This window comes from Mesorhizobium sp. P171375 (assembly GCF_057786075.1).
Genome location: NZ_JBYNWF010000001.1, coordinates 6,105,124 through 6,126,281 on the forward strand (window position 1 = coordinate 6,105,124; position 21,158 = coordinate 6,126,281).

Consider the following 21,158-nt stretch of genomic DNA (forward strand, 5'->3'; position numbering starts at 1 on the left):
TTGAACAAACGGGAACCGTTTGTCCAGAGATCATGCTCAGCCAAAAACCACCTTCATCCGCCCGTCATGAAATCATGGTCAAGAGCGCGCATGAAGCGCGCGACCTCAGTTGATTCGGCTCAGCCGCCTCACTTCGAAATCGTGCCCGCCCGGGTGCGCTGGAGCGAAGCGAGGGCCGCCGTGTGGGTGCCGTTCCGCCATCGCATCAAGGCAACCGTCGATCCGAGCAAAGGACCGCCATGCGCATCCTGATGGTCACCGACGCCTGGCGCCCTCAAGTCAACGGCGTCGTCCATACGCTGGAGCGGCTTACCGAAACGCTGAAATCCTTTGATGTCGATGTCGACTTCCTGACCCCGAACATCTTTCGCACCTTGCCCTTGCCGACCTACCCCGACATCAGGCTGGCGCTGACCACGCCCGGCAACGTCGCGCGGTTGATCGATCAGCGCAAGGCCGACCACATCCACATCGTCACCGAGGGACCGCTCGGCATCATGGCGCGGCGCTATTGCCGCAACGCCGGCCGTCCTTTCACCACCAGCTATCACACCCGCTTTCCCGAATATCTCAGCGCCCGCCTGCCGGTGCCGGAGAGCTGGGCCTACCGCTGGCTGCGCGATTTCCACAATTCCGGACAAGGCACGCTGGTTGCCACACAGTCGCTGGCCGACGATCTCGCCGCGCGCGGCTTCAACAAGCTCAGGCCGTGGACGCGCGGCGTCGACACCGACCATTTCCGCCCGGACAAGAAGAAGGACCTCGGCTTTCCCGGCCCGGTGTTCCTGTGCGTCGGCCGTGTCGCCATTGAAAAGAACCTGAGCGCCTTCCTCGATCTCGATCTCCCCGGCAGCAAGGTCATCGTCGGCGAGGGGCCGGAACTGGCCAAGCTCAAGGCGAAGTACCCGCAGGCCCATTTCCTTGGCCACCGTCCGAACGACGAACTGGCGGAAATCTACGCTTCTGCCGATGTCTTCGTTTTCCCGAGCCGCACCGACACGTTCGGCAACGTCATCATCGAGGCGCTGGCCAGCGGCACGCCGGTCGCCGCCTATCCGGTCACCGGGCCGATCGACATCGTCGGCGACGGCATTGGCGGGGCGGTGTCGACCGATCTGCGCGAGGCCGCGCTCGCCGCGCTAAACGTCGACCGCGCCGAGGCGCGCGAACGCGCCATGCGTTACAGCTGGAAAGCCTGCGCCGAAATGTTCATGGACACGGTCGAAGAGGCGCTTGGCACCAAGCGGAAGCTTGCCGCCTGATACACCAGCGCGCAGGATGTAACGAGTTCCAGGTCAGGCCGAGCCGGGAATGGTGCATCAGCCCTCGGCGATGCCGATCGGTGGCAGTTGCGTGGCCACCTCAATGCCGCCCACTCGCTCCTTGCGAGAGCTTGTGCGGCGGTTTCTTGCGGTGCATTATTTTGCGTGTGTAGTTCCCTGTGGGATTGACGCCGATTTCAACGCTGGACGAGTTGCCTGCTGTATTGCCGAAGCGTCGCGTCTTGCGCATCGGCAAAACCGTTGCGCGGGTGTTCGACTATTGCCGTGCGAATGCCTGGCCACTGTTCTTGGCTGCCTGGTTCCCCTGCTTGCTGACGACGATCTGTCTGACGGTGCTTGCTCTTATTCTTTTTGCCGATCCGAAGCAGGCGCCCGCCTGGCTTCTATCGCGCGGCTTTGACCCCAGGACTTGGCTTTCCGCGATTGTTGCCGCTCCGTTCTCGGCGATGGTCTTTGCGTTTGTTCTGGACCGCATGGCAAACGCGTCCGAGCACGGCCGTGTCGTTATTCGGCGAGGCATTGAAGGTGTTAAACGCTTCGCAATCCCGGGCATGCGCTTTGAGCTCGGCCAGCGGATTCTTCTGGCTGCGTTGCTTCTGGCGACCATTCAGCTTCTTTGCGGCTTTGCGGTCGCCGGCGAGCACAGACTGCTTGTAGCCGGCCTGCTGGCCACACATGACTTGCCGCTCAGACCCGAGGACATCGCGCCTTGGACGTCGGCGATGGGAGTCTCCAACGCGTTCGCGGGTGGTGTTGTCCTTGTATGGACATATCTCTTTGTCGGCGATTTTCTCTGGACGGGGTCGTTTGACCCAATCGGGTGCTGGCGTGCGCTCGACGGCAATCGCCTACGTTTCGTCGCCATAATGTTCATCGTTCTCGCGATCGTTGCCATACTCAAATATGGGCTGATCCTGGCCGCAGGCTTGATCCTGATTCCCGCTGATGCCGCGCCGCCTTCCTTCTTGAACCTCATGCTGATGCATTTCGGCCTCGCCTGGCCGTTCGACGTCCTGCATCTTGTGCTCTCGGCCGCAACGGTCGGAACCATTCTCGGCGCATTCCGGCCCCAACCTCTTCGCCAGTCCTAGAACAGCCGCCCGCCGTCCGGCACCTTGCGCTCGATGGCGCCCAGCACCACGGCGCCCTCTTCGTCGGGAAACCCGAGCGTCAGCACTTCGGACATGAACGGACCGATCTGGCGCGGCGGGAAATTCACCACCGCAAACACCTGCCGGCCGATCAGCGTTCCCGGCGCATAATATTTGGTGATCTGCGCCGAGGATTTCTTCACGCCAATATCGGGGCCGAAATCGATCTTCAGCTTGAACGCGGGCTTGCGCGCTTCAGGGAAAGGCTCAGCCTCGACGATGGTGCCGGCACGGATATCGACACGATCGAAATCGGCAAAGCTGATCTCGGGCTTGCGCGCGCTGCTCGAACTCATCTTCTTTTCTTAGCGACGATCAGGCGTTACCGTAGGTCTCGAACAGGACGCCGGCCAGCGCATCCTTGGCCGAGGTTCCCGACCAGACGACGAACTGGAAGGCCTGAAAATAGCATTCGCAGGCTTCCAGCGCTGATGACAAAAGCACCTCGACTTGCTGGCTCGAGGGCTCGACCCCGCCGGCGAGCAGCAGCGACTGGCGAAACATGATCGCGCCCTCCTGCTCCCACAGGTCGAAATGGCCAAACAGCATCTGCTCGTTGATCAGCGACAACAGCCGCATCACTTCCAACGCACGGGCTTCCGGCACCTTGATGTCGAACGCGCAGGCCAGATGCAGCGCCTCGAAATCCTCCATCCACGAGAAAGAGACGTGATAGTCGGTCCAGCTGCCGGCAACCGAGATCGAGATTTCGTCATCGCCGGCCCGCTCAAAGGACCAGTCATTGTTATGGGCCACCTGCTCGATGACATCCACCGGATGGATTTCGCGGGAGAATTCGAGTTCGAGAAGTTCCATGGAATGCTTCCTGTGTTCAGGGGAGCGCCACACGCTCCGCGGGGCACACACGACGAACAATCTTGTCTAGAACTCGGACGGCCAGGACTTCACGACACAAAGACCCCGGACCGGACCCCACCGCCCGGCCGCATGACCCTGCTCCGAATCATGCAACAAATTCAGTCTATTGATCGGGAGTCGCGTGAACAGCCTAATTTTTCGCACTGCGTCATCCCGCATGTGGAAAGGCGCTGTCACAAAGATTCATGCATCGCCGGTAAACGATTCACGGCAAAGCACTTTTTCGGATTGCGCTTTGTGGAAAAGTTTAAAGATTATTTTTTTGCTTTGGGCTTTGCCGCCGCCGCTGGTGCGGCCTGACCGGTCAATTCGGCAAGCCTGGCCTCGAGCGCATCGATGCGCGCGGCCAGTCTGGTGTTTTCTTCCCGCGCCTTGGCCGCCATGTCGCGGGCGGCCTCGAACTCCTCGCGCTGCACCACGTCCATGGTGTTGAGGATGCGCTCGGCCTGCCCCTTGAAGGCAGTCTCGACCTCGCGGCGCACGCCTTGCGCAGCACCCGCGGCATCGGTCATCAGCTTGGCGAATTCATCGAGAATGCGGTTCGGTCCGGTCGACATGGCAAATCCTCGCTTGGTCGAATTGAGGTAATGGCGCCGTGTGCGGAATGCAAGAACGTTGCGATGGCTGCGGCATCGCACCTCGGCTGCCCAGCCCTGTACGTGATGGCGCGACGTCGCCTATTGTAGTGCTTTCAAGTCGACCTGCGTCAAGTCGCTCTGATCAAGGATCAACCAATGGCAACGCCTCCGCGCCGACCGATAAATCCGATGGAAGCCGCAGAAGCAGCCTTCAAGCCGATCAAAAAACCGGCGCCGCCAACTCGCGAAGCCTCAGCCGCACCGAATGTCAGGGAGCTCGTTTCGATCAGGATCGATCGAGCCGTGCTGGACCACTTTCAGGAAGATGGTCCCGGCTGGCAGGACAGGATCAACGACGCCCTAAGGCAATTGGTCGCCGGCAAGCCGCAGGATTGAGCCTCCCATCTGCGGGCCAAGGCAACCACCACCTTGCCTTGACCCCGCCAAAACCCTGCCGCATGGTCCGCGCCCGAACGCGAGCCCTTCCGGGAGACCCTGTTGAACGACTCTTTCCTGCTGCCGATGGCGTCGCTGCCTTTCCCCAACATTGACCCGATCCTGGTCCAGATCGGCCCGCTGGCGGTGCACTGGTACGGCATTGGCTACATCGTCGGCATCCTGTTCGCCTGGTGGTACGCCAAGCGGCTCGTCAACAACACCAGGCTGTGGCCGGACGGTGTCTTGCCGATGAAACCCATCGATCTCGATGATTTCATCGTCTGGGCCGCCGTCGGCGTCGTGCTTGGCGGGCGCACCGGCTACGTGCTGTTCTACGACCTCAAGCGCTACATCGACCACCCGCTCGACATCTTCGCTATCTGGCAGGGCGGCATGTCGTTCCATGGCGGTTTGCTCGGCGTCATCCTCGCCATGACGCTGTTTTCCATCAAACGCGGCATCCGCACCTGGTCGCTGTTCGACGTCGTCGCGGCCGGCGTGCCGGTCGGTCTCGGTCTCGTCCGCATTGCCAACTTCGTCAATGCGGAACTGTGGGGTCGTGTGACCGATGTGTCGTGGGGCGTCGTCTTTTGTAACGAGCGCCTCCAGCAGACGGTGGCGGGCTGCGTCGCTGGCCTCGAACCGCGCCATCCGAGCCAGCTCTACGAGGCCTTGCTTGAGGGCCTGGTGCTGTTCCTGGTCCTGCGCTTCCTCACCCATTCGCGGCTGAAGCTGAAGACACCGCGCTTCGTCGGCGGCGCCTTCATCTGCGGCTACGGGCTGTCGCGCATCTTCGTCGAGTTCTTCCGCGAGCCCGACCAGCAACTCGGCTATCTCTTCGGCGGCTGGCTCACCATGGGCATGGTGCTGTCGCTGCCGATGGTGCTCGCCGGCATCTGGGCGATGGCCACCGCCAGGCCGGTGCCGCAGCCACAGCCGGCATGACACGGCTGAAAACCCGCATCGTCGACCTGATCGGTGCGCTTGGCCCCCTTCCCGTCAACGAGTACATGGCGCTCTGCCTGTTCGATCCCAGCGATGGCTACTACACGACGCGCGAGCCGTTCGGCGCCGAGGGCGACTTCGTCACCGCGCCGGAGATCAGCCAGATGTTCGGCGAACTCGTCGCCGTCTGGCTGTATCAGGCCTGGTCGGCGATCGACCGGCCGCTGCCGGTCACTATCGCCGAAATCGGCCCCGGCCGCGGCACGCTGATGAAGGACATACTGCGTACCCTGGCGCGGCTGGATCCCACACTCGCAGCCGGTGCGTCCTTCGCCCTGATCGAGACCAGCCCGCGCCTGATCGAAATCCAGAAGCAGACGCTTGCCGACAGTTCAGCTGAGGTCGGCTGGCACGAAACCATCGCCACGCTGCCGCAGGCGCCGCTGCTGATCGTCGGCAACGAATTGTTCGACGCGGTGCCGGTCCGCCAGTTCATTCGCGCCGACGCCGGATGGCGCGAACGGATGATCGGCCTCGATGTGTCAGACGAACTGAGCTTCTTCGCCGGCGCCGGCTCGGTCGAGGCAACGCTGCTGCCGGACAATGCCGCCGAGGCGCCGCAAGGTTCTATTTTCGAAGTAGCACCGGCCCGCGCGGCGCTGATGGCGGCCATTGCCGAATGCATAGCCGGCCACGGCGGCGCCGGGCTATTCCCTGACTACGGCCATCTCCAGCCCGGTTTCGGCGACACATTGCAGGCCGTGCGCAAGCACGCTTTCGAAGACGTGCTGGCCAATCCCGGCGAAGCCGATCTCACCGCTCATGTCGACTTCGCAGCGCTGGCCGCTGTCGTGCGGGCGCATGGCCTCGATGTGGAATTGACGACGCAGGGCGACTTCCTGCTTTCCATGGGTTTGCTCGAACGGGCCGGCCTGCTGGGTAGCCAGGCAAGCGACGAGGCAAAACAAACCATTACCGACGCCGTCGAGCGCCTGGCCGGCCCCGACGCCATGGGCACGCTGTTCAAGGTTCTTAAAATCCTGCCGCACCAGCCGGGCTGACAAGAGCAATTCCAGGAAAAGTGTGAGCGGTTTTTCGTCCGGAATTGCGTCAACACAAAGAGATAGAGCGGTTCGCCGTTTCCGTGAAACGGTGAAACGCTCTAGAGGTCGTTTACAAGCCGCTCCGCCACACCGCCAAGGTAGGTCTCCCAGACATGATCGCACATCAGCTGGCGATAGTGCCGTGTGCTGATCAGGCCGCGATACGAAGCGCCGCCGACATGAAAGAAGCTGTTGTCCAGCATGCGATGGTCGGCCTCGATGCCGCCGAGCTTCAGGCTGATCGTGGTCTTCTCGGCATTGACGATATTGCTGTCGTCCAGCCGGTCGCGCAGCATCGGCCAGTTGCCGCCGCCAGTATCGAGCCCGGTGTCGAAGCGCGGCGTGAAATCGAGCTCAAGGTCCTCGACGACGGAAAAGCGAAAGAAGCAAAGCCCCGCCCAGAAATACCAACCTTCATGGCCTCTTTTGGCGGGGTATTTGGTGCCGTAGGCGTCCGTGCCCGCCATGCGCGTGGCTATATCGAGGGCAACCACCGGAAAGCAGTCATGGTCGAGAAAGCCGAACAGGTCGGGCCGCAGCGGGCGCACGATGTTATGAAAAACCCAGTTCATCGAAATGCCATGCGACCGGTTCGGATTCCATTCGGGATTTCGCGGCAAGCCGAAATAGGCAATGCCGCGCCGCCGGCAGATGGCCTCGATCGCCTGCCGCGCCGCGGGCTTGGACGAATTGTCGATGACCACCAGCGTCATCCCGCTCGAATAGGTCAGCCATGCCTTGGTCAGCGCATCGATGACCCAGGGCGTGTTGTAGGCGATGGAGAAGCAAAAATGCCGCGCGCCGGTTCGCCGCAACTCTTCGGCAAATTCCGCCCCCGACGCTGCATTGCGTGAGCGGAAATAGCCTTTCACCAGCGCGTTGCGAAAATCCTTCGCCTTGCGCATCTGGCGATTTCGGTGGATCTGTCGGATCAGGCTTTTGACTGGATTCCAGCCCATGCACTTTCGCCCGCCCCGGAAATTGTCTGGCCATCGCCTATAGTCGAATGCCCGCTTTTCGCCAACTCGGAGCCAATGCGGCATGGCTGCCGCATTGGCTTGGCCGAACTTCGCCTTGACGAAAGCGCTGGCGCGGACAACAAACCCATCCATGCTGAATCAGACCAAACCGGATCCTGTTCGCTCGCCGCTGCTAGAAGCGGCGAAGCCGCGAGGCATCCGCCATGGCTACTTCACCCGTATCGGCGGTGTCTCCAGCGGCATCTACCAGGGGCTCAACATCGGCACCGGCTCGGATGACGACCAGACGCTGGTCGCCGAGAACCGCCGCCGCGTCGCTGCCTGGATGGGCGTGCCGGCCAGCCATCTCTTGACTGCGCATCAGGTTCACTCGCCCGACGTCGTCATCGTGAACGAACCCTTCCCCGGTCCACGGCCCAAGGCCGATGCCGTCGTCACCGACCGGCCTGGCATCGCCATCGGCGCCTCGACAGCCGATTGCGGCCCGGTGCTGTTTGCCGATGCAGAGGCGCGCGTCATCGGCGCGGCGCATGCCGGCTGGAAGGGCGCTTTCACCGGCGTGCTTGAAAACACCATTGCCGCGATGGAAAGCCTCGGCGCCCGCCGCGAGCGCATCGTTGCGGTTCTCGGCCCTTCCATCGGTCCTGAAAACTACGAAGTCGGGCCGGAATTCGTCGCCCGTTTTGTCGAAGCCGATGCCGAAAACATCAGCTATTTCATCCCTTCGGCCAATCCGGGGCATGCGATGTTCGACCTCAACCTCTATACGGTCGACCGGCTGAAAAAGGCTGGCGTGATCGCCGAGGGGCTTGGCCGCTGTACTTATGCCGAGGAGGATCTCTTCTATTCCTACCGGCGCACCACGCATCGCAAGGAACCGGACTACGGTCGGCAGGTTTCGGCAATTGTTTTGGAGAATGAATAATGGCGCTGCATTTCGAACGCTCGGAGTTTGACGCCCGGCGTGACCGGCTGATGATCGAGATGACCGAGAAGAAGCTCGACGCAGTGCTGCTCTTCGCCCAGGAGAGCATGTACTGGCTGACCGGCTACGACACGTTCGGCTTCTGCTTCTTCCAGTGCCTGGTGGTAAAGGCCGATGGCTCGATGGTGCTTTTGACCCGGTCGGCCGATCTGCGCCAGGCGCGCCACACCTCGATCATCGACAAGATCGTCCTGTGGACCGACCGCGACGGCGCCAACCCGGCGATCGACCTGCGCAACCTGCTCAACGACCTCAATCTGCTCGGCGCCCGCATCGGCGTCGAATACGACACCCATGGCCTGACCGCCTTCAATGGCCGCCGCGTCGACGAGCAGTTGCAGACCTTTGGCCAGATCGCCGACGCCTCCGGCATTGTCGGCCGTCTGCGCCTGTTCAAGAGCCCGGCCGAAATCGCCAAGGCCGAAAAGGCCGCCAATCTATCCGATGACGCGCTCGACGCGGCCCTGCCGCTGATCAAGCAGGGCGGCGATGAGGCGCTGATCCTTGCCGCCATGCAGGGTGCGGTCTTCGCCGGCGGCGGCGACTATCCGGCCAATGAATTCATCATCGGCTCGGGCGTCGACGCACTGCTCTGCCGTTACAAGGCCGGGCGCCGCAAACTGACCAAGAACGACCAGCTGACGCTCGAATGGGCCGGCGTCTTCCACCACTATCACGCCCCGATGATGCGCACCGTGCTGACCGGCAAGGTGTCGAAGCGCCATCAGGAGCTGTTCGACGCCGCCCGCGCCGCCCTGCTGGCGGTCGAGAAGGCGATGACGCCGGGCAACACCTTCGGCGATGTCTTCGACGCCCATGCCCGCACGCTGGAAGCGCATAATTTGACCAAGCACCGGCTCAACGCCTGCGGCTACTCGGTCGGCGCCCGCTTCACCCCGTCCTGGATGGACATGCCGATGTTCTACCAGGGCAATCCCGAGCCGATCGCGCCCAACATGACGCTGTTCGCGCACATGATCATCATGGACTCCGAAACCGAGACGGCAATGACGCTTGGCCGCACCTACCTGACCACCGAATCCCAGCCGAAGCCGCTTTCACGCCATGATCTCGACTTGATCGTACAGTGAATCCATAATGGCTGGTCCACGCGGGCGCGTTCACGGCTAAGGAGTTTCGGGCAGATGAGACGATCGCGTGTGACGACCGTGTCATTGCTCGCAGCGCTTGTGCTGGCCGGTTGCACCAACGCCAAGGACGTCCTCGAACCGTCCGCCATCACGCCGCCGGCAGCCTCTGCCCAACCGGCCCAGCCTCCGTCGGCAACCCCAGGCACCGCCCCAGCTGGCACGCCCTCGCCGCCGGCCGTCGGCGCCACAACACCCGCCAATCCCGCGCAGGCCGCCGCCGCCCTGTCGAAGACGCGGCTGCAGATCGCGCCGATCGTCGGCGCCTCGGTGGAAGCGGCAACGCCGCTGACAGCCGAACTCCAGACCCGCGCCAGGCAGCGCGGCATCACCCTTGCCGGCAGCACCGATCAGACAGCCACCCATGTGCTGAAGGGCTACTTCTCGACCATGACGGAAGGCAAGGACACCACCGTCATCTATGTCTGGGACGTCTATGACCCCGCCGGCAACCGGCTGCACCGCATCAACGGCCAGCAGAAGGCGGCCTCAGTCAGTGGCGCCGAAGGCTGGCCCGCCGTCGCCCCCGCTACCATGCAGGCAATCGCCGACCAGACGATCGACCAGTTCGCGGCCTGGCTCGGCAGCAGCGCCGGCTGATCCGCCTGTTACCGCTATTCGTCACGCGTTGACGTTTTTGAGATTAGCCGGCGGAATCCGGTTGACGAGGCTTGCAATACCGGCACGGCTCGCTAAAAGCCCGGTTAAGAGGCTTTCGAGAGTCTGTCGCGCCTCTCCATCCTTCGCCAGGAACGGTGCATGAAGCTTTTCGCGGGCAATTCCAACCGGGTGCTGGCCGAAGCGGTCGCCCGCTATCTCAACGTCCCGCTGGGAAAGGCCAGCGTCAGACGCTTCGCCGATCAGGAAATTTTCGTCGAGATCCAGGAAAACGTGCGCGGCGAGGATGTCTTCATCCTGCAGTCGACCTCATTTCCGACCAACGATCATCTGATGGAACTGCTCATCATGATCGATGCCTTCATGCGCTCCTCGGCCAAGCGCATCACCGCGGTCATCCCCTATTTCGGCTACGCCAGGCAGGATCGCCGCGCCTCGGGCCGTACGCCCATTTCGGCCAAGCTGGTCGCCAACATGATCACCCGCGCCGGTGTCGACCGCGTTTTGACGCTCGATCTCCATGCCGGCCAGATCCAGGGCTTTTTCGACATTCCGACCGACAATCTGTTCTCGGTGCCGGTGATGGCACGCGACGTGAAGGCGAAATACAAGCAGCTTGCCAATGTCGTCGTCGTCTCGCCCGATATCGGTGGCGTGGTGCGCGCCCGTGCGCTGGCCAAGCGTTTCGACGCCCAACTGGCCATCGTCGACAAGCGCCGCGAACGCCCCGGTGAATCCGAAGTGATGAACATCATCGGCGCCGTTGCCGGCAAGGATTGCCTGTTGATCGACGACATCGTCGATTCCGGCGGCACGCTGTGCAACGCCGCCGATGCTCTGCTCGCCAACGGCGCCACCAGCGTCACTGCCTACATCACCCATGGCGTGCTGTCGGGCGGGGCAGTTGCCCGCATTGCCGGCTCGAAGCTGCAGGAACTGGTGATCACCGATTCGATCCAGCCGACGCAGGGCGTGCTCGATGCGCCGAACATCCGCGTCATCTCCATCGCCGACCTGATGGGCGAGGCGATCTCGCGCACGGCCACCGAAGAGTCCGTGTCGAGCCTGTTCGACTAAGCGGACGCACACATTAGCGGCCCGTAATCTGCACTGTTGCGGGAACCAGACGTTTCTCCTGACGCGCTTGGCATGGCATACTGCTCCTCCAAACAATGGAGGAGTAGCAAATGCGGCGAAGGACTTTGCTCGGGCTTGCGGTTTCCATCGCGGCCGCCTTTTCGGCGCCGGCGGCCTGGGCCGCCGATTTCCCGGATCGGACCATCACAATGGTTGTTCCCTTTTCCGCTGGCGGCTCGACGGATCTGGTCGCGCGCCTCGTCGCCAACAAGATGTCCGAAAAACTCGGCCAGCAGATTGTCGTCGAAAATGTCGGCGGCGCCGGCGGCAGCATTGGTGCTGCCCAAGTCGCCCGGGCCGAACCGGACGGCTACACAATCCTCATGGGCACGGTTGCGACACACGCGCTCAACCCTCTTATCCTGAAGACAAAGCCCTACGATGCGGAGAAGGATTTTGCGCCGATATCGCTGCTTGTCCTGGTACCGAACGTCCTGGTCGTGAACCCTGCGTTCCCCGCCAAGGACGTCAAGGAACTGATCGAGATGCTGAAGAAGGACCCGGACAAATACGCCTACGCCTCCTCGGGCAATGGCACCCCGCTGCATCTCTCCGGCGAGCTTTTCAAGACGATGGCCGGCGTCAGCATGCAGCACATTCCCTACAAGGGCGCCGGACCGGCCTTGAACGACGTCATCGGCAATCAGGTGCCGATGATGTTCGACAACCTTCCGTCCTCATCGGGCCATATCAAGAGCGGGACGCTGAGAGCGCTCGGCGTTACCACCAAGGAGCGCGTCCCCTCCTTCCCCGACATACCGGCCATTGCCGAGACCATTCCCGGCTATGAAACCTACAGCTGGAATGCTTTGTTCGCACCCGCGGGCACGCCGCCGGAAGTGATTGCCGTGATTCAGAAAGCGGCAGTTGAATCCCTGAAAGATCCAGACGTGATTGCCCGCATGGCCCAGTTCAGCGCCTCGATCGTGGCCTCCACCCCGGAGGAGCTTGGAGCGCATGTGAAAGCCGAGCTCGCCAAATGGGAGCCGATCGTCAAGGCCAGCGGCGTCCAGATGGACTAAAAGCAATTCCAGGAAAAGTGTGAAGCGGTTTTCCGTCCGGAATTGCGTAAAACCAAAGAGATAGAGCGGGTCATCGTTTCCGTGAAACGGTGACCCGCTCTATGGTGCCGGAGCCTCAAGCCGAGGCGGGGCTCGCCGCATGGCTTCGCCATTGTCGCGCGCGCCTCGCATATAGCCGCGCGGCGAGGCGCCCAGCATGCGCTTGAACATGGTGATGAAGGCCGGCACGCTGTCATAACCGAGATCGAGCGCCACCCTGGTGATCGGCTCGCCGTCGGCGAGCCTGGGCAGTGCTGCAAACAGGCACGCCTGTTGGCGCCATGTCGACAGTGACAGCCCGGTCTGGCGGTGGAAGGCGCGGGTGAACGAGCGCCGGCTCATCCCGGCGGCATCGGCCCACTCGTCGATCGTGGCATGCGGAGACGGTGCGGCGACAAAGCGCCGGCAGAGCGCTGCCAGCCTGGGATCGGACGGGAACGGCAGCCCGAGCGGCCGTTCCGGCAAGATCGGTATTTCATGCAACAGCAGGTTCATGATCAGCCCGCCGCGTCCTTCCAGTTCGCCGCCTTGAGGCAGCTTTTCTGATTCGACGATCAGGCTGTGCATCAGTTCGGTGACGCCGACGACGCGCAAACCTTCCGGCAGCCCGGGGATCGCGCCCGGCATGACATAGACGGAGCGCATCGAAACATCGCCCAGCATTTCGACGGAATGCTCGGTGCCGGCCGGTATCCACATTGCGTGGTCGGGCGGCACCATCCAGCGCCCGTACCGGGTCGTCACCAGCACGACACCGACCAGCGCATGCAGCAACTGGCTGCGGCTGTGGCGGTGTTGCGGCACGTGATAACCGTCGGGATATTCGGTCGGCAAAGCCACCGCCGGCCCGGAAACTTCCTCGAGCCATTGCCAGCGGCTTTCGTGCAATCGGCCGAGATCGGCATTGCCGGCGCGGAAGACGTCCCTGCCATGTGGCATTGGCTATGGCCCACTTGCGAAACTATTGGACCAAACCACGAAAGAAGTCGCCTCGCAAGCGGCTTATAAGGCAGTCGTCCCCCAAGGCGCTTCAGACGAGCGTCCTTAAGACGGTCCGCAAGATGCGGCCGCCAAGCCTGCCTGCGGGCAAACGCCCGCCAAAAAGACTCGGAGCCTGCCTTGACCGATACAACAGCCGCCAGCATTGCGCCGCAGCCGAGCGCCAGCCTCCCTTCAGTCCAGGCAACCGCCTTCACCGTCATCCTGGCGGTGAGCTTTTGCCACGGCATCAACGACATCATGCAGTCGCTGCTGCCGGCGATCTATCCGCTGCTGAAAGAGAATTACGGTCTCGATTTCTGGCAAATCGGTCTGTTGACCTTCACCTTCCAGGTCACGGCGTCGCTGCTGCAGCCGATCATCGGCATGATCACCGACAAGCGGCCAATGCCCTATTCCCTGCCCTATGGCATGGCGTCCTCGCTGATCGGCCTGATCGTGCTCGCCTATGCCGGCCACTACGCGCTGCTTCTGGTTGGCGCCTCGCTGATCGGCATCGGCTCGGCAATCTTCCATCCGGAATCCTCGCGCATTGCCCGTTTCGCCTCGGGCGGCCGCTTTGGCCTGGCGCAATCGCTGTTCCAGGTCGGCGGCAATTTCGGCCAGTCGATGGGGCCGCTGCTCGCCGCCTTCATCGTCGTGCCCTTCGGCCAGACCAGCATCTCCTGGTTCGCCGTTGGCTCGCTGATCGGCATCATCGTTCTGTCGCGGGTCGGCGGCTGGTACAGCCGGATGCGCGCCGCGCAGGGCAGCCAAAAGGCGGCAAGCTTCGTCTCGCCCTTTCCGCGCCGCAAGGTCATGGGAGCGCTGGCCGTGCTGACGCTGCTGGTGCTGACCAAGAACGCCTACATCGCCTCGCTCTCCAGCTACTACACCTTCTATTCCATCCATAAGTTCGGCGTTTCGGTGCAGATGAGCCAGGTCATGTTGTTCCTGTTCCTCGGCGCCTCGGCGCTGGGCATCCTGCTCGGCGGCCCGTTCGGCGACCGCTATGGCCAGAAGGCGATGATCTGGTTCTCGATCGTTGGTGTGCTGCCCTTCACGCTGGCACTGCCTTACGCCAATTTCGAATGGACGATGGTGCTGACGGTGCTGATCGGCCTGATCCTGTCCTCGGCCTTCTCCAACATCGTTGTGTTTGCACAGGAGCTGGTGCCGGGGCGCGTCGGCACGATCGCCGGCATCTTCTTCGGCTTCGCCTTCGGTATGGGCGGCATCGCGGCCGCCGTGCTCGGCGTCGTTGCCGACATGAAGGGCATCGATTTCGTCTTCCAGGTCTGCTCGTATCTGCCGCTGCTCGGCCTGCTGACGGTGTTCCTGCCCAACATGAAGGAAGCCAGGAAGGCACAGGCGATAGCCAGCTAAGACACCGATCTCCAGGACTCGACATAAAGGGCGTGGCAGCTGCCACGCCCTTATTGATTCTTTCCCCGAGTGAAAAGCCTGTTAGTGTTCGAGACGTGTGCGCGGGGCGACGCTGCCACAGATCCTCAACGTCTCTGGAGAATGATATGCGCAAGATCGTGTTGGCTGTGTTGGGTGTGCTTTTTGTTACCGTGCCGGCTATGGCACGCATCGTTCCCTTTCCCTCGGGTTTCAAGACGCAGTCCGTCGAAACCAACGGCACCAAACTCTATGTGCGCATCGGCGGGAAAGGTCCCGCGGTCGTGCTGCTACACGGCTTTGCCGATACCGGAGACATGTGGGGCGCCGCGGCGGTGGCACTTGCGAAGGATCACACCGTCATCGTGCCCGATCTGCGCGGCATGGGTCTGTCCGCTCACCCGGAGGCGGGCTACACCAAGAAAAACCAGGCCGTCGACATCGCCGGCGTGATGGACGCGCTGAAGATCGACAAGGCTGACCTGGTCACGCACGACATCGGTAACATGGTCGGCTATGCGCTTGCCGCGCAATATCCCAAGCGCATCACCAAATGGGTCATCATCGATGCGCCGCTGCCCGGCATCGGAGACTGGGAAAAGATCAAGCAGAGCCCGCTGCTTTGGCACTTCAACTTCCGCGGCCCGGACATGGAGCGGCTGGTCGCGGGGCGCGAGCGCATCTATCTCGACCGCTTCTACAATGAGCTGTCGGCCGACCCCAAGAAGATCGACGAGGCAACGCGCAAGCACTACGCCAAACTCTATGCCCGCCCGCATGCGATGCATGACGCTTTCGAGCAGTTCAAGGCCTTTGACCAGGACGCGATCGACAACCAAGCGATGCTCGCCGCCGGCGGCAAACTGACCATGCCGGTGCTGGCAGTTGGTGGGGAAAAATCCGCCGGCACCACGCAGGCAGATACACTGCGGCTTGTTGCGACCGATGTCACCGGTGGCATTGTGCCCGCCTCCGGTCACTGGATCATGGAGGAAAATCCCGACGCCACCGTCAAGCTGATCACGGGTTTTCTCGCCAAATAGGTCCCGCGGACATTTCAATGAAAACACAAGGCACCCGCCTGACGGCGGGTGCCTTGCTTGTTCCAGCTAGACGGTATCAGGCCTTGATGAAGGCCAAGAGGTCGGCATTGATGACATCGGCGTGGGTAGTCGCCATGCCATGCGGGAAGCCCTTGTAGACCTTGAGTTCGCCCTTCTTGAGCAGCTTGACCGACAGCAGCGCCGAGTCGGCGATCGGGACGATCTGGTCGTCGTCGCCATGCATGACCAGCACCGGCACGTCGATGGCCTTCAGATCGTCGGTGAAGTCGGTTTCCGAGAACGCCTTGATGCAATCATAATGCGCCTTGGTCCCGCCCATCATGCCCTGGCGCCACCAATTATCGACGACCGCCTGCGATACCTGGGCGCCGGGACGGTTGAAGCCGTAGAACGGACCGGCTGCAACATCATGGAAGAACTGGGCGCGGTTGGCGGCCTGGGCAGCGCGGAAGCCATCGAACACTTCGATTGGCAGGCCGCCAGGATTTGCCGCTGTCTTCAGCATGATCGGCGGCACGGCGCCGATCAGCACCGCCTTGGCGACACGGCCGCCTGAACCATACTTCGCGACATAGCGGGCCACTTCACCGCCGCCTGTGGAATGGCCGATATGGATGGCGCCCTTGAGGTCGAGATGCGCCACAAGTTCCGCGACGTCGGCGGCATAGGTGTCCATCTCGTTGCCGGTATCGGTCTGGGTCGAGCGGCCATGGCCGCGCCGGTCATGGGCGATGACGCGGTAGCCCTTCGACAGGAAGAACAGCATCTGTGCGTCCCAGTCGTCGCTGCTCAGCGGCCAGCCATGATGGAAAACGATGGGCTGGCCGGTTCCCCAATCCTTGTAGAAAATCTCGGTTCCGTCCTTGGTGGTGATCGTGCTGCTGCCGGGCTTGGTCATCTCAATCTCCATTAATTGTCTTTCGCGATAATCAATATCGCGATAACGATATGACTAGCGCAGATCGAAACCCTTGTCTACAGAAAATATGTATCGCGATATAATTTTTCGTGGTACATATCTGAAACGCTCAGTCGGCAAAGGAATATATCGTGCCTCTCCCGTTGGACAATCAGCTCTGTTTCACCCTCTACGCCAGCTCAATGGCGATCAACCGCACCTACAAGCCGATGCTGGACGAGATGGGGATCACCTATCCGCAGTACCTCGTGCTGAACGCGCTTGCCGAGGCCGACGGCATGTCGGTCGGTGCGGTCGCGCACAGGCTCGCTCTGGAATCGAGCACGATCACGCCATTGGTGAAGCGCATGGAACAGGCGGGCCTGGTCACCCGTCAGCGCAGCCAGACCGACGAGCGCCAGGTGCAGGTCGACCTGACCCCAGCCGGCCGCGCCCTGCTCGTCCAGTGCAACTGCCTCAACGAAACCCTGATCGAGCGCTCGGGCATGACGCTGTCTCAGCTCGATGCCCTGAACCGGCAGATCCAGACGCTGCGCGATGCGTTGAGCGGCGACCGGTAGGTCGGCAGCGAAAACGCTACAGCCCCAGATCTGCCTTGAAAGTGGACAGTTCCGTGTCGGTGATAGGGACCACGTGCTGCGGTTCGGGATACGCACCCGTCTGCACGTCGGAGATGAACTCGCGATAGGCGGCGACACGCTCTCGCTGCAGCCGTTCATACTCGGCGGCGAAGTTGCGGTAGGTCTTGGCGTGGCGCGGTCTGTGGCCAGCCGTGTGGCCGAGCACGTCCTCGCTGAAAAGATACTGCGCGTCGGCATGCGGCCCGGCGCCCATGCCAAGCATGATCATCGGCGTATTCCTGGTGATCAGTTCGCCAATCCGGTCGGGCACCACCTCGAGCTCCGCGCCAAAGCAGCCAATGGCTTCCAGGCGCTTGACGTGATCCCACACCGCCCGCGCGCTCTCGGCTGTCCTGCCGACGGCCTTGAAGCCACCGGTCCAGGTGCATTGCGACGGGATCAGGCCGACATGGGCGACGACCGGAACCGCGTTGTCGCAGAGCGCCTTCTGGATATCGAGCGAGGCGGCACAGTAGAAGCAGTCGCCGCCGATGCGCATGAAGTGGTAGGCGGTTTTGAGATAATCCTCTGCGGTGACCAGATTGCCGGCGGGGCCGTAGGGTAGTCCGACCTGCACGAAACACCGGCCGGCTGCCTCGCGCATTTCGGGTGAGAAGAAGCGGCCCTCGATCGACAGCATGTCGACGCCGGCCGCATCCGCTGCCGCAGTCTCTTCGAGCGTGGTGACGTAAAGCATGGAGATCTTCTGCCCGCGAGCCTCATGGCGCGGATGTCGGCTACGGTGGGGCGGCTGTTCTTGGTGACCATTGTTGTTCCCTCAGATAGTGAAAGCGTCGCGGAAGGCCAGTAGCGCCGCCTCGGGATCGCCGGAGGCAAACGCCTCCATGCCGACCGGCCCGCTATAACCCATGGCCTTCAGCGCACGGGCAATGCCTCGATAATTGATCTCGCCGGTGCCGGGCTCCATGCGTCCCGGGACATCGGCAACCTGCACCTCGCCGATCCATGGCAGGCAGGCGCGGCAGAGCTCGATCAGATTCCCCTCACCGATCTGCGCATGGTAGAGGTCCAGATTGAGGCGGAGCCCCGGCCGGTTCACGCTCGACACCAGCGCCAGCGTATCCTCGGCCCGCCCGAACGGCACGCCGGGATGGTCGACCGGAAGGTTCAGATTCTCCAGCGTGAAGGTAACGCCCTCGGCGTCTGCGAGGTCCGCGATTCGGTTGAGCGTGTCGCGTGCCTTGAGCCACATCGCGCCGGTAACGATCTCGCAAGGCGTGACCGGCAAGCCGCCCTCGCCCAGCCCGGTGCCGTGCAGATTGAGCCGTGCGACGCCGAGGCGCTTGCCGACCGCCGCCGTCTCCTTTGCCGTCTTCAACAGTTCGGCGGCGCCCTCGTCATCGGCCAGTCGGCCGCGCAGATAGCCGTTCATGATCGAGAAGGTAGCGCCGGATTTCTCCAGCATTGCGAGGTCGTGCTCAGGCCAGTTCCACAGACCGACCTGGAAGCCCATTTCGGTGAGGCGTTTGACGCGGAATTCCATCGGCCGGTCGCGCCAAAGCATTTCCGCGCAAGCCGCAAGCGTAAAAGTATCGGACATGTCAGACCTCGACGTACACGCGGCCGTCCTCGACCTTCGTGTTGTAAGTTTTAAGGTTTACACAGACCGGCGCGCGCACCGCTTCACCGGTCCGGTAATCGAACACGCCGTTGTGCTTCGGGCATTCGATCCTGTATTCCATAACCAGCCCGTCGCAGAGATGCACCTTCTCATGCGTGCACAGCCCGTCGGTACAGAAGAAGGTATCGTCCGGACTGCGGAAGATGGCGAAGGTCCGGCCTTCGTGATCGAAACGGATGACGTCCTCTTCCTCGATATCGTCCGTCGCACACGCATCAATCCACTTTGCCATTGCTGGTTCCTGCAAGTCTGTCTCTGGTTGGTTGAAAAGGCGGCCGGCGGAATTCCGCCGGCCGCACAGGAAGATGCCCGGGAGGAGGAGATGGGCGTCTTCACTGTGTCGCGCTGAAGCTCTCGATCTCGGCTTCGAGCTCAGCCATCTGCTCGCCGCCGGCCATCAGATCGGTGATCGCTTCGCGGCTTTTCTCACCCTTGCGGAAATCGGCAGCCTTGGAGCCTCTGATCAGCACGGCGAAGTGGTCGCCGACGGTCAGCGCATGGACGACATTGTGGGTGATGAAGATGACCGCGATGCCCTTGCGGCGTGCCTGCAAGACGATGCGCAGCACATGCGCCGCCTCCTTGACGCCAAGGGCCGCGGTCGGCTCGTCCAGGATCAGCACGCTGGCGCCGAAATGCACGGCGCGCGCGATGGCCAGCGCCTGGCGTTCGCCGCCCGACAGTCCGCCGACGAGGCGGTCGCCATCGTCGATGCGGGTGATGCCGAGCTGGCGCATCTCGGTGACGGCGATCTCGTTGGCCCGCTTGCGATCGTAGATGGTGAGCGGCCCCCAGCGCCGTGTCGGCTCGGCGCCGACGAAGAAGGAGCGGCCGATGCTCATCAGCGCGAACGTCCCGCCGAACTGGTGGACGGTGGCGATGCCATGGTCGCTGGCGTCGCGCGGGCTGGCGAATTCGACCGCCTTGCCGTCCATTTCCATTGTCCCCGATGTCGGCTTGTGGACGCCGGAGAGGATCTTGATCAGCGTCGATTTGCCGGCACCATTGTCGCCGAGCAGGCACAGCACCTCGCCTGCGCTGACCTCCAGCGAAATGTCGTGGAGGACGTCGATCGGACCGAACGACTTGTTGATTGCCGTCAGCCTGAGCAGAGGCGCGGTCATCAGCGGGCCCTCTGTCTGGTGCGCGGCGCGTAGGTCAACGCCATGGTGCGGAATGTGTTGTTCATCAGCACGGCGGCAAGCAGCAGGACGCCGATGATCAGGCTCGCCCAGTTGGCGTCGAAACCGGTGTAGAAAATGCCCTGGTTGACGATGGAGAAGGTCAGCGTGCCAAGCACGATGCCGACCACCGAGCCGTAGCCGCCGGTGAGCAGCACGCCGCCGATGACCACCGCGATGATCGAGTTGAAGATGAACGACTGTCCCGCCGCCACCTGGGCGCTGTTGTAGAGGATCGCCTGCGACATGCCGACGAAGGCAGCGCACAGGCCGCTGCTCATGAACAGCGCGATGGTAACCCGGTCGGTCGGGATGCCGGCATTGCGGGCGCTGACGGCGTCGCCGCCCATGGCCAGGATCCAGTTGCCGAAGCGCGAGAAATTCAGGATGAAGCCGACGATCAGGATGATGGCGATCCACCAGAACAGGGTGACCTGGAACTTGCCGCCAAGATAGTCGCCGAACAGAAGCTTGGCGGTCGGCCCGCTCTTCAGCGCCACACTCGTGCTGCCGGACAGGATGACCGAGAGGCCGAGCGTCAGGCCGGCCAATGCGAACAGCGTTGCCAGCGTAACGACGAAGGACGGCACCTTGGTGCGGATCACCAGGACCCCGTTGATGAAGCCGACGGCCAGCCCGAGGCTAAGCGCCGCGAGGATGCCGACGATGATCGGCAACCCGAAGTGGCCCGAGAGGATGGCAATGGTCATTGAGCTGGCCGGGATCATCGACCCGATGGAGAGATCGAGGTGTCCGGCAATCATCAGCAGCCCCACCGGCAGCGCAATGATGCCGAGTTCCGAAGCGACGTTGAGCCAGCTGGCGGACCCGCCGGCCGACAGGAAATTGGCGCCGCCGAACATCGAGAAGAAGACAAGAACGGCGATCATGCCGATCAGCGAGCCGACCTCCGGGCGCCGCACGAGGCTGCCGATCGAGGGCATCGAAGAGTGCGCGGGCGCTGTCGCTGCCACTGCGGGTTGGTGATGGGCTTGGGATGTCATCGAAGTGTTCCCTGGCTTGAACAATGGATGAGGGGGCTGG

23 protein-coding genes and 1 pseudogene are annotated in these 21,158 nt (G+C 62.6%); 13 read left to right on the forward strand and 11 right to left on the reverse strand.

Annotation, left to right across the window (positions count from 1 at the left end; genetic code table 11):
- Positions 1–239 precede the first annotated feature (239 nt).
- Complete coding sequence (locus ACYHH6_RS29835; RefSeq protein WP_352588499.1) at positions 240–1,262, forward strand: glycosyltransferase family 4 protein; 1,023 nt, start codon at positions 240–242, stop codon at positions 1,260–1,262.
- A 185-nt stretch (positions 1,263–1,447) separates the two neighbouring features.
- Positions 1,448–2,374, forward strand: a complete 927-nt coding sequence (locus ACYHH6_RS29840; RefSeq protein WP_352588496.1) for a hypothetical protein — start codon at positions 1,448–1,450, stop codon at positions 2,372–2,374.
- Here the strand turns inward: ACYHH6_RS29840 and ACYHH6_RS29845 are convergent.
- The 3 genes from ACYHH6_RS29845 to ACYHH6_RS29855 all read right to left on the reverse strand — a co-directional run bounded on the left by ACYHH6_RS29845 (position 2,371) and on the right by ACYHH6_RS29855 (position 3,870).
- Positions 2,371–2,730, reverse strand: a complete 360-nt coding sequence (locus ACYHH6_RS29845) for a tRNA-binding protein (RefSeq protein ID WP_142869237.1) — start codon at positions 2,728–2,730, stop codon at positions 2,371–2,373. The two genes, ACYHH6_RS29840 and ACYHH6_RS29845, sit on opposite strands and share 4 nt — an antisense overlap.
- Positions 2,731–2,749: 19 nt before the next feature.
- Positions 2,750–3,250 (reverse strand): type III secretion system chaperone family protein, encoded by a 501-nt coding sequence (locus ACYHH6_RS29850; RefSeq protein ID WP_006202532.1) that lies wholly within the window; start codon positions 3,248–3,250, stop codon positions 2,750–2,752.
- Between the two features lie 317 nt (positions 3,251–3,567).
- The gene (locus ACYHH6_RS29855) at positions 3,568–3,870 is read right to left on the reverse strand and encodes an accessory factor UbiK family protein (RefSeq protein WP_023711152.1); all 303 of its coding nucleotides are present in this window, start codon (positions 3,868–3,870) and stop codon (positions 3,568–3,570) included.
- A gap of 177 nt (positions 3,871–4,047) precedes the next feature.
- On the opposite strand from ACYHH6_RS29855, the gene ACYHH6_RS29860 reads away from it, so the two are divergent.
- From ACYHH6_RS29860 to ACYHH6_RS29870, 3 genes are all read left to right on the forward strand, one after another.
- Positions 4,048–4,287: a BrnA antitoxin family protein gene (locus ACYHH6_RS29860; protein ID WP_352588492.1), complete on the forward strand. Its 240-nt coding sequence runs from the start codon at positions 4,048–4,050 to the stop codon at positions 4,285–4,287.
- 102 nt (positions 4,288–4,389) lie between these two features.
- Positions 4,390–5,274, forward strand: coding sequence for a prolipoprotein diacylglyceryl transferase (lgt, locus tag ACYHH6_RS29865; RefSeq protein WP_352588489.1), 885 nt, complete (start codon positions 4,390–4,392; stop codon positions 5,272–5,274).
- Positions 5,271–6,335, forward strand: a complete 1,065-nt coding sequence (locus tag ACYHH6_RS29870; RefSeq protein WP_352588486.1) for a class I SAM-dependent methyltransferase — start codon at positions 5,271–5,273, stop codon at positions 6,333–6,335. The genes lgt and ACYHH6_RS29870 overlap by 4 nt, the downstream gene beginning before the upstream one ends.
- A gap of 101 nt (positions 6,336–6,436) precedes the next feature.
- Here ACYHH6_RS29870 and ACYHH6_RS29875 read toward each other — a convergent pair whose 3' ends face one another.
- Positions 6,437–7,336 (reverse strand): hypothetical protein, encoded by a 900-nt coding sequence (locus ACYHH6_RS29875; RefSeq protein WP_352588483.1) that lies wholly within the window; start codon positions 7,334–7,336, stop codon positions 6,437–6,439.
- Between the two features lie 151 nt (positions 7,337–7,487).
- Between ACYHH6_RS29875 and pgeF the strand changes: the two genes are divergently transcribed.
- From pgeF to ACYHH6_RS29900, 5 genes are all read left to right on the forward strand, one after another.
- The gene (gene pgeF, locus ACYHH6_RS29880) at positions 7,488–8,282 is read left to right on the forward strand and encodes a peptidoglycan editing factor PgeF (protein ID WP_352588480.1); all 795 of its coding nucleotides are present in this window, start codon (positions 7,488–7,490) and stop codon (positions 8,280–8,282) included.
- A complete protein-coding gene (locus ACYHH6_RS29885) occupies positions 8,282–9,433 on the forward strand; it encodes a M24 family metallopeptidase (RefSeq protein ID WP_142869245.1) in 1,152 nt (383 codons plus the stop codon). Before pgeF ends, ACYHH6_RS29885 begins: the two co-directional genes overlap by 1 nt.
- Positions 9,434–9,487: 54 nt before the next feature.
- A complete protein-coding gene (locus ACYHH6_RS29890) occupies positions 9,488–10,090 on the forward strand; it encodes a hypothetical protein (RefSeq protein ID WP_352588477.1) in 603 nt (200 codons plus the stop codon).
- Positions 10,091–10,249: 159 nt separating this feature from the next.
- The gene (locus tag ACYHH6_RS29895) at positions 10,250–11,185 is read left to right on the forward strand and encodes a ribose-phosphate pyrophosphokinase (RefSeq protein ID WP_142869247.1); all 936 of its coding nucleotides are present in this window, start codon (positions 10,250–10,252) and stop codon (positions 11,183–11,185) included.
- A 110-nt stretch (positions 11,186–11,295) separates the two neighbouring features.
- Entirely contained in the window at positions 11,296–12,267 is a 972-nt protein-coding gene (locus tag ACYHH6_RS29900; protein ID WP_352588474.1) for a Bug family tripartite tricarboxylate transporter substrate binding protein, read from the forward strand.
- A 99-nt stretch (positions 12,268–12,366) separates the two neighbouring features.
- Here ACYHH6_RS29900 and ACYHH6_RS29905 read toward each other — a convergent pair whose 3' ends face one another.
- Positions 12,367–13,245, reverse strand: coding sequence for an AraC family transcriptional regulator (locus tag ACYHH6_RS29905; RefSeq protein WP_352588471.1), 879 nt, complete (start codon positions 13,243–13,245; stop codon positions 12,367–12,369).
- Positions 13,246–13,425: 180 nt separating this feature from the next.
- Here ACYHH6_RS29905 and ACYHH6_RS29910 point away from each other — a divergent pair, with 180 nt between their 5' ends.
- Positions 13,426–14,670 carry an MFS transporter gene (locus ACYHH6_RS29910; RefSeq protein ID WP_352588468.1) on the forward strand — a complete coding sequence of 415 codons (1,245 nt, stop codon included), beginning with the start codon at positions 13,426–13,428 and terminating at the stop codon, positions 14,668–14,670.
- A 146-nt stretch (positions 14,671–14,816) separates the two neighbouring features.
- Complete coding sequence (locus ACYHH6_RS29915) at positions 14,817–15,731, forward strand: alpha/beta fold hydrolase (RefSeq protein ID WP_352588465.1); 915 nt, start codon at positions 14,817–14,819, stop codon at positions 15,729–15,731.
- A gap of 76 nt (positions 15,732–15,807) precedes the next feature.
- Here the strand turns inward: ACYHH6_RS29915 and ACYHH6_RS29920 are convergent, their stop codons facing one another.
- Positions 15,808–16,650, reverse strand: a complete 843-nt coding sequence (locus ACYHH6_RS29920) for an alpha/beta fold hydrolase (protein WP_352588462.1) — start codon at positions 16,648–16,650, stop codon at positions 15,808–15,810.
- Positions 16,651–16,802: 152 nt separating this feature from the next.
- Between ACYHH6_RS29920 and ACYHH6_RS29925 the strand changes: the two genes are divergently transcribed.
- Positions 16,803–17,231, forward strand: coding sequence for a MarR family winged helix-turn-helix transcriptional regulator (locus tag ACYHH6_RS29925; RefSeq protein ID WP_352588459.1), 429 nt, complete (start codon positions 16,803–16,805; stop codon positions 17,229–17,231).
- A 16-nt stretch (positions 17,232–17,247) separates the two neighbouring features.
- Here ACYHH6_RS29925 and ACYHH6_RS29930 read toward each other — a convergent pair.
- The 5 genes and pseudogenes from ACYHH6_RS29930 to ACYHH6_RS29950 all read right to left on the reverse strand — a co-directional run bounded on the left by ACYHH6_RS29930 (position 17,248) and on the right by ACYHH6_RS29950 (position 21,058).
- Positions 17,248–18,059 (reverse strand): annotated as a pseudogene (locus ACYHH6_RS29930) (3-methyl-2-oxobutanoate hydroxymethyltransferase).
- A 10-nt stretch (positions 18,060–18,069) separates the two neighbouring features.
- Positions 18,070–18,852, reverse strand: coding sequence for a TIM barrel protein (locus tag ACYHH6_RS29935; RefSeq protein ID WP_352588453.1), 783 nt, complete (start codon positions 18,850–18,852; stop codon positions 18,070–18,072).
- 1 nt (position 18,853) lies between these two features.
- Positions 18,854–19,165, reverse strand: a complete 312-nt coding sequence (locus ACYHH6_RS29940) for a MocE family 2Fe-2S type ferredoxin (protein WP_352588450.1) — start codon at positions 19,163–19,165, stop codon at positions 18,854–18,856.
- Between the two features lie 100 nt (positions 19,166–19,265).
- Entirely contained in the window at positions 19,266–20,057 is a 792-nt protein-coding gene (locus tag ACYHH6_RS29945) for an ATP-binding cassette domain-containing protein (RefSeq protein WP_352588447.1), read from the reverse strand.
- Positions 20,057–21,058 carry an ABC transporter permease gene (locus ACYHH6_RS29950; RefSeq protein WP_352588581.1) on the reverse strand — a complete coding sequence of 334 codons (1,002 nt, stop codon included), beginning with the start codon at positions 21,056–21,058 and terminating at the stop codon, positions 20,057–20,059. The genes ACYHH6_RS29945 and ACYHH6_RS29950 overlap by 1 nt, the downstream gene beginning before the upstream one ends.
- Positions 21,059–21,158 lie beyond the last annotated feature (100 nt).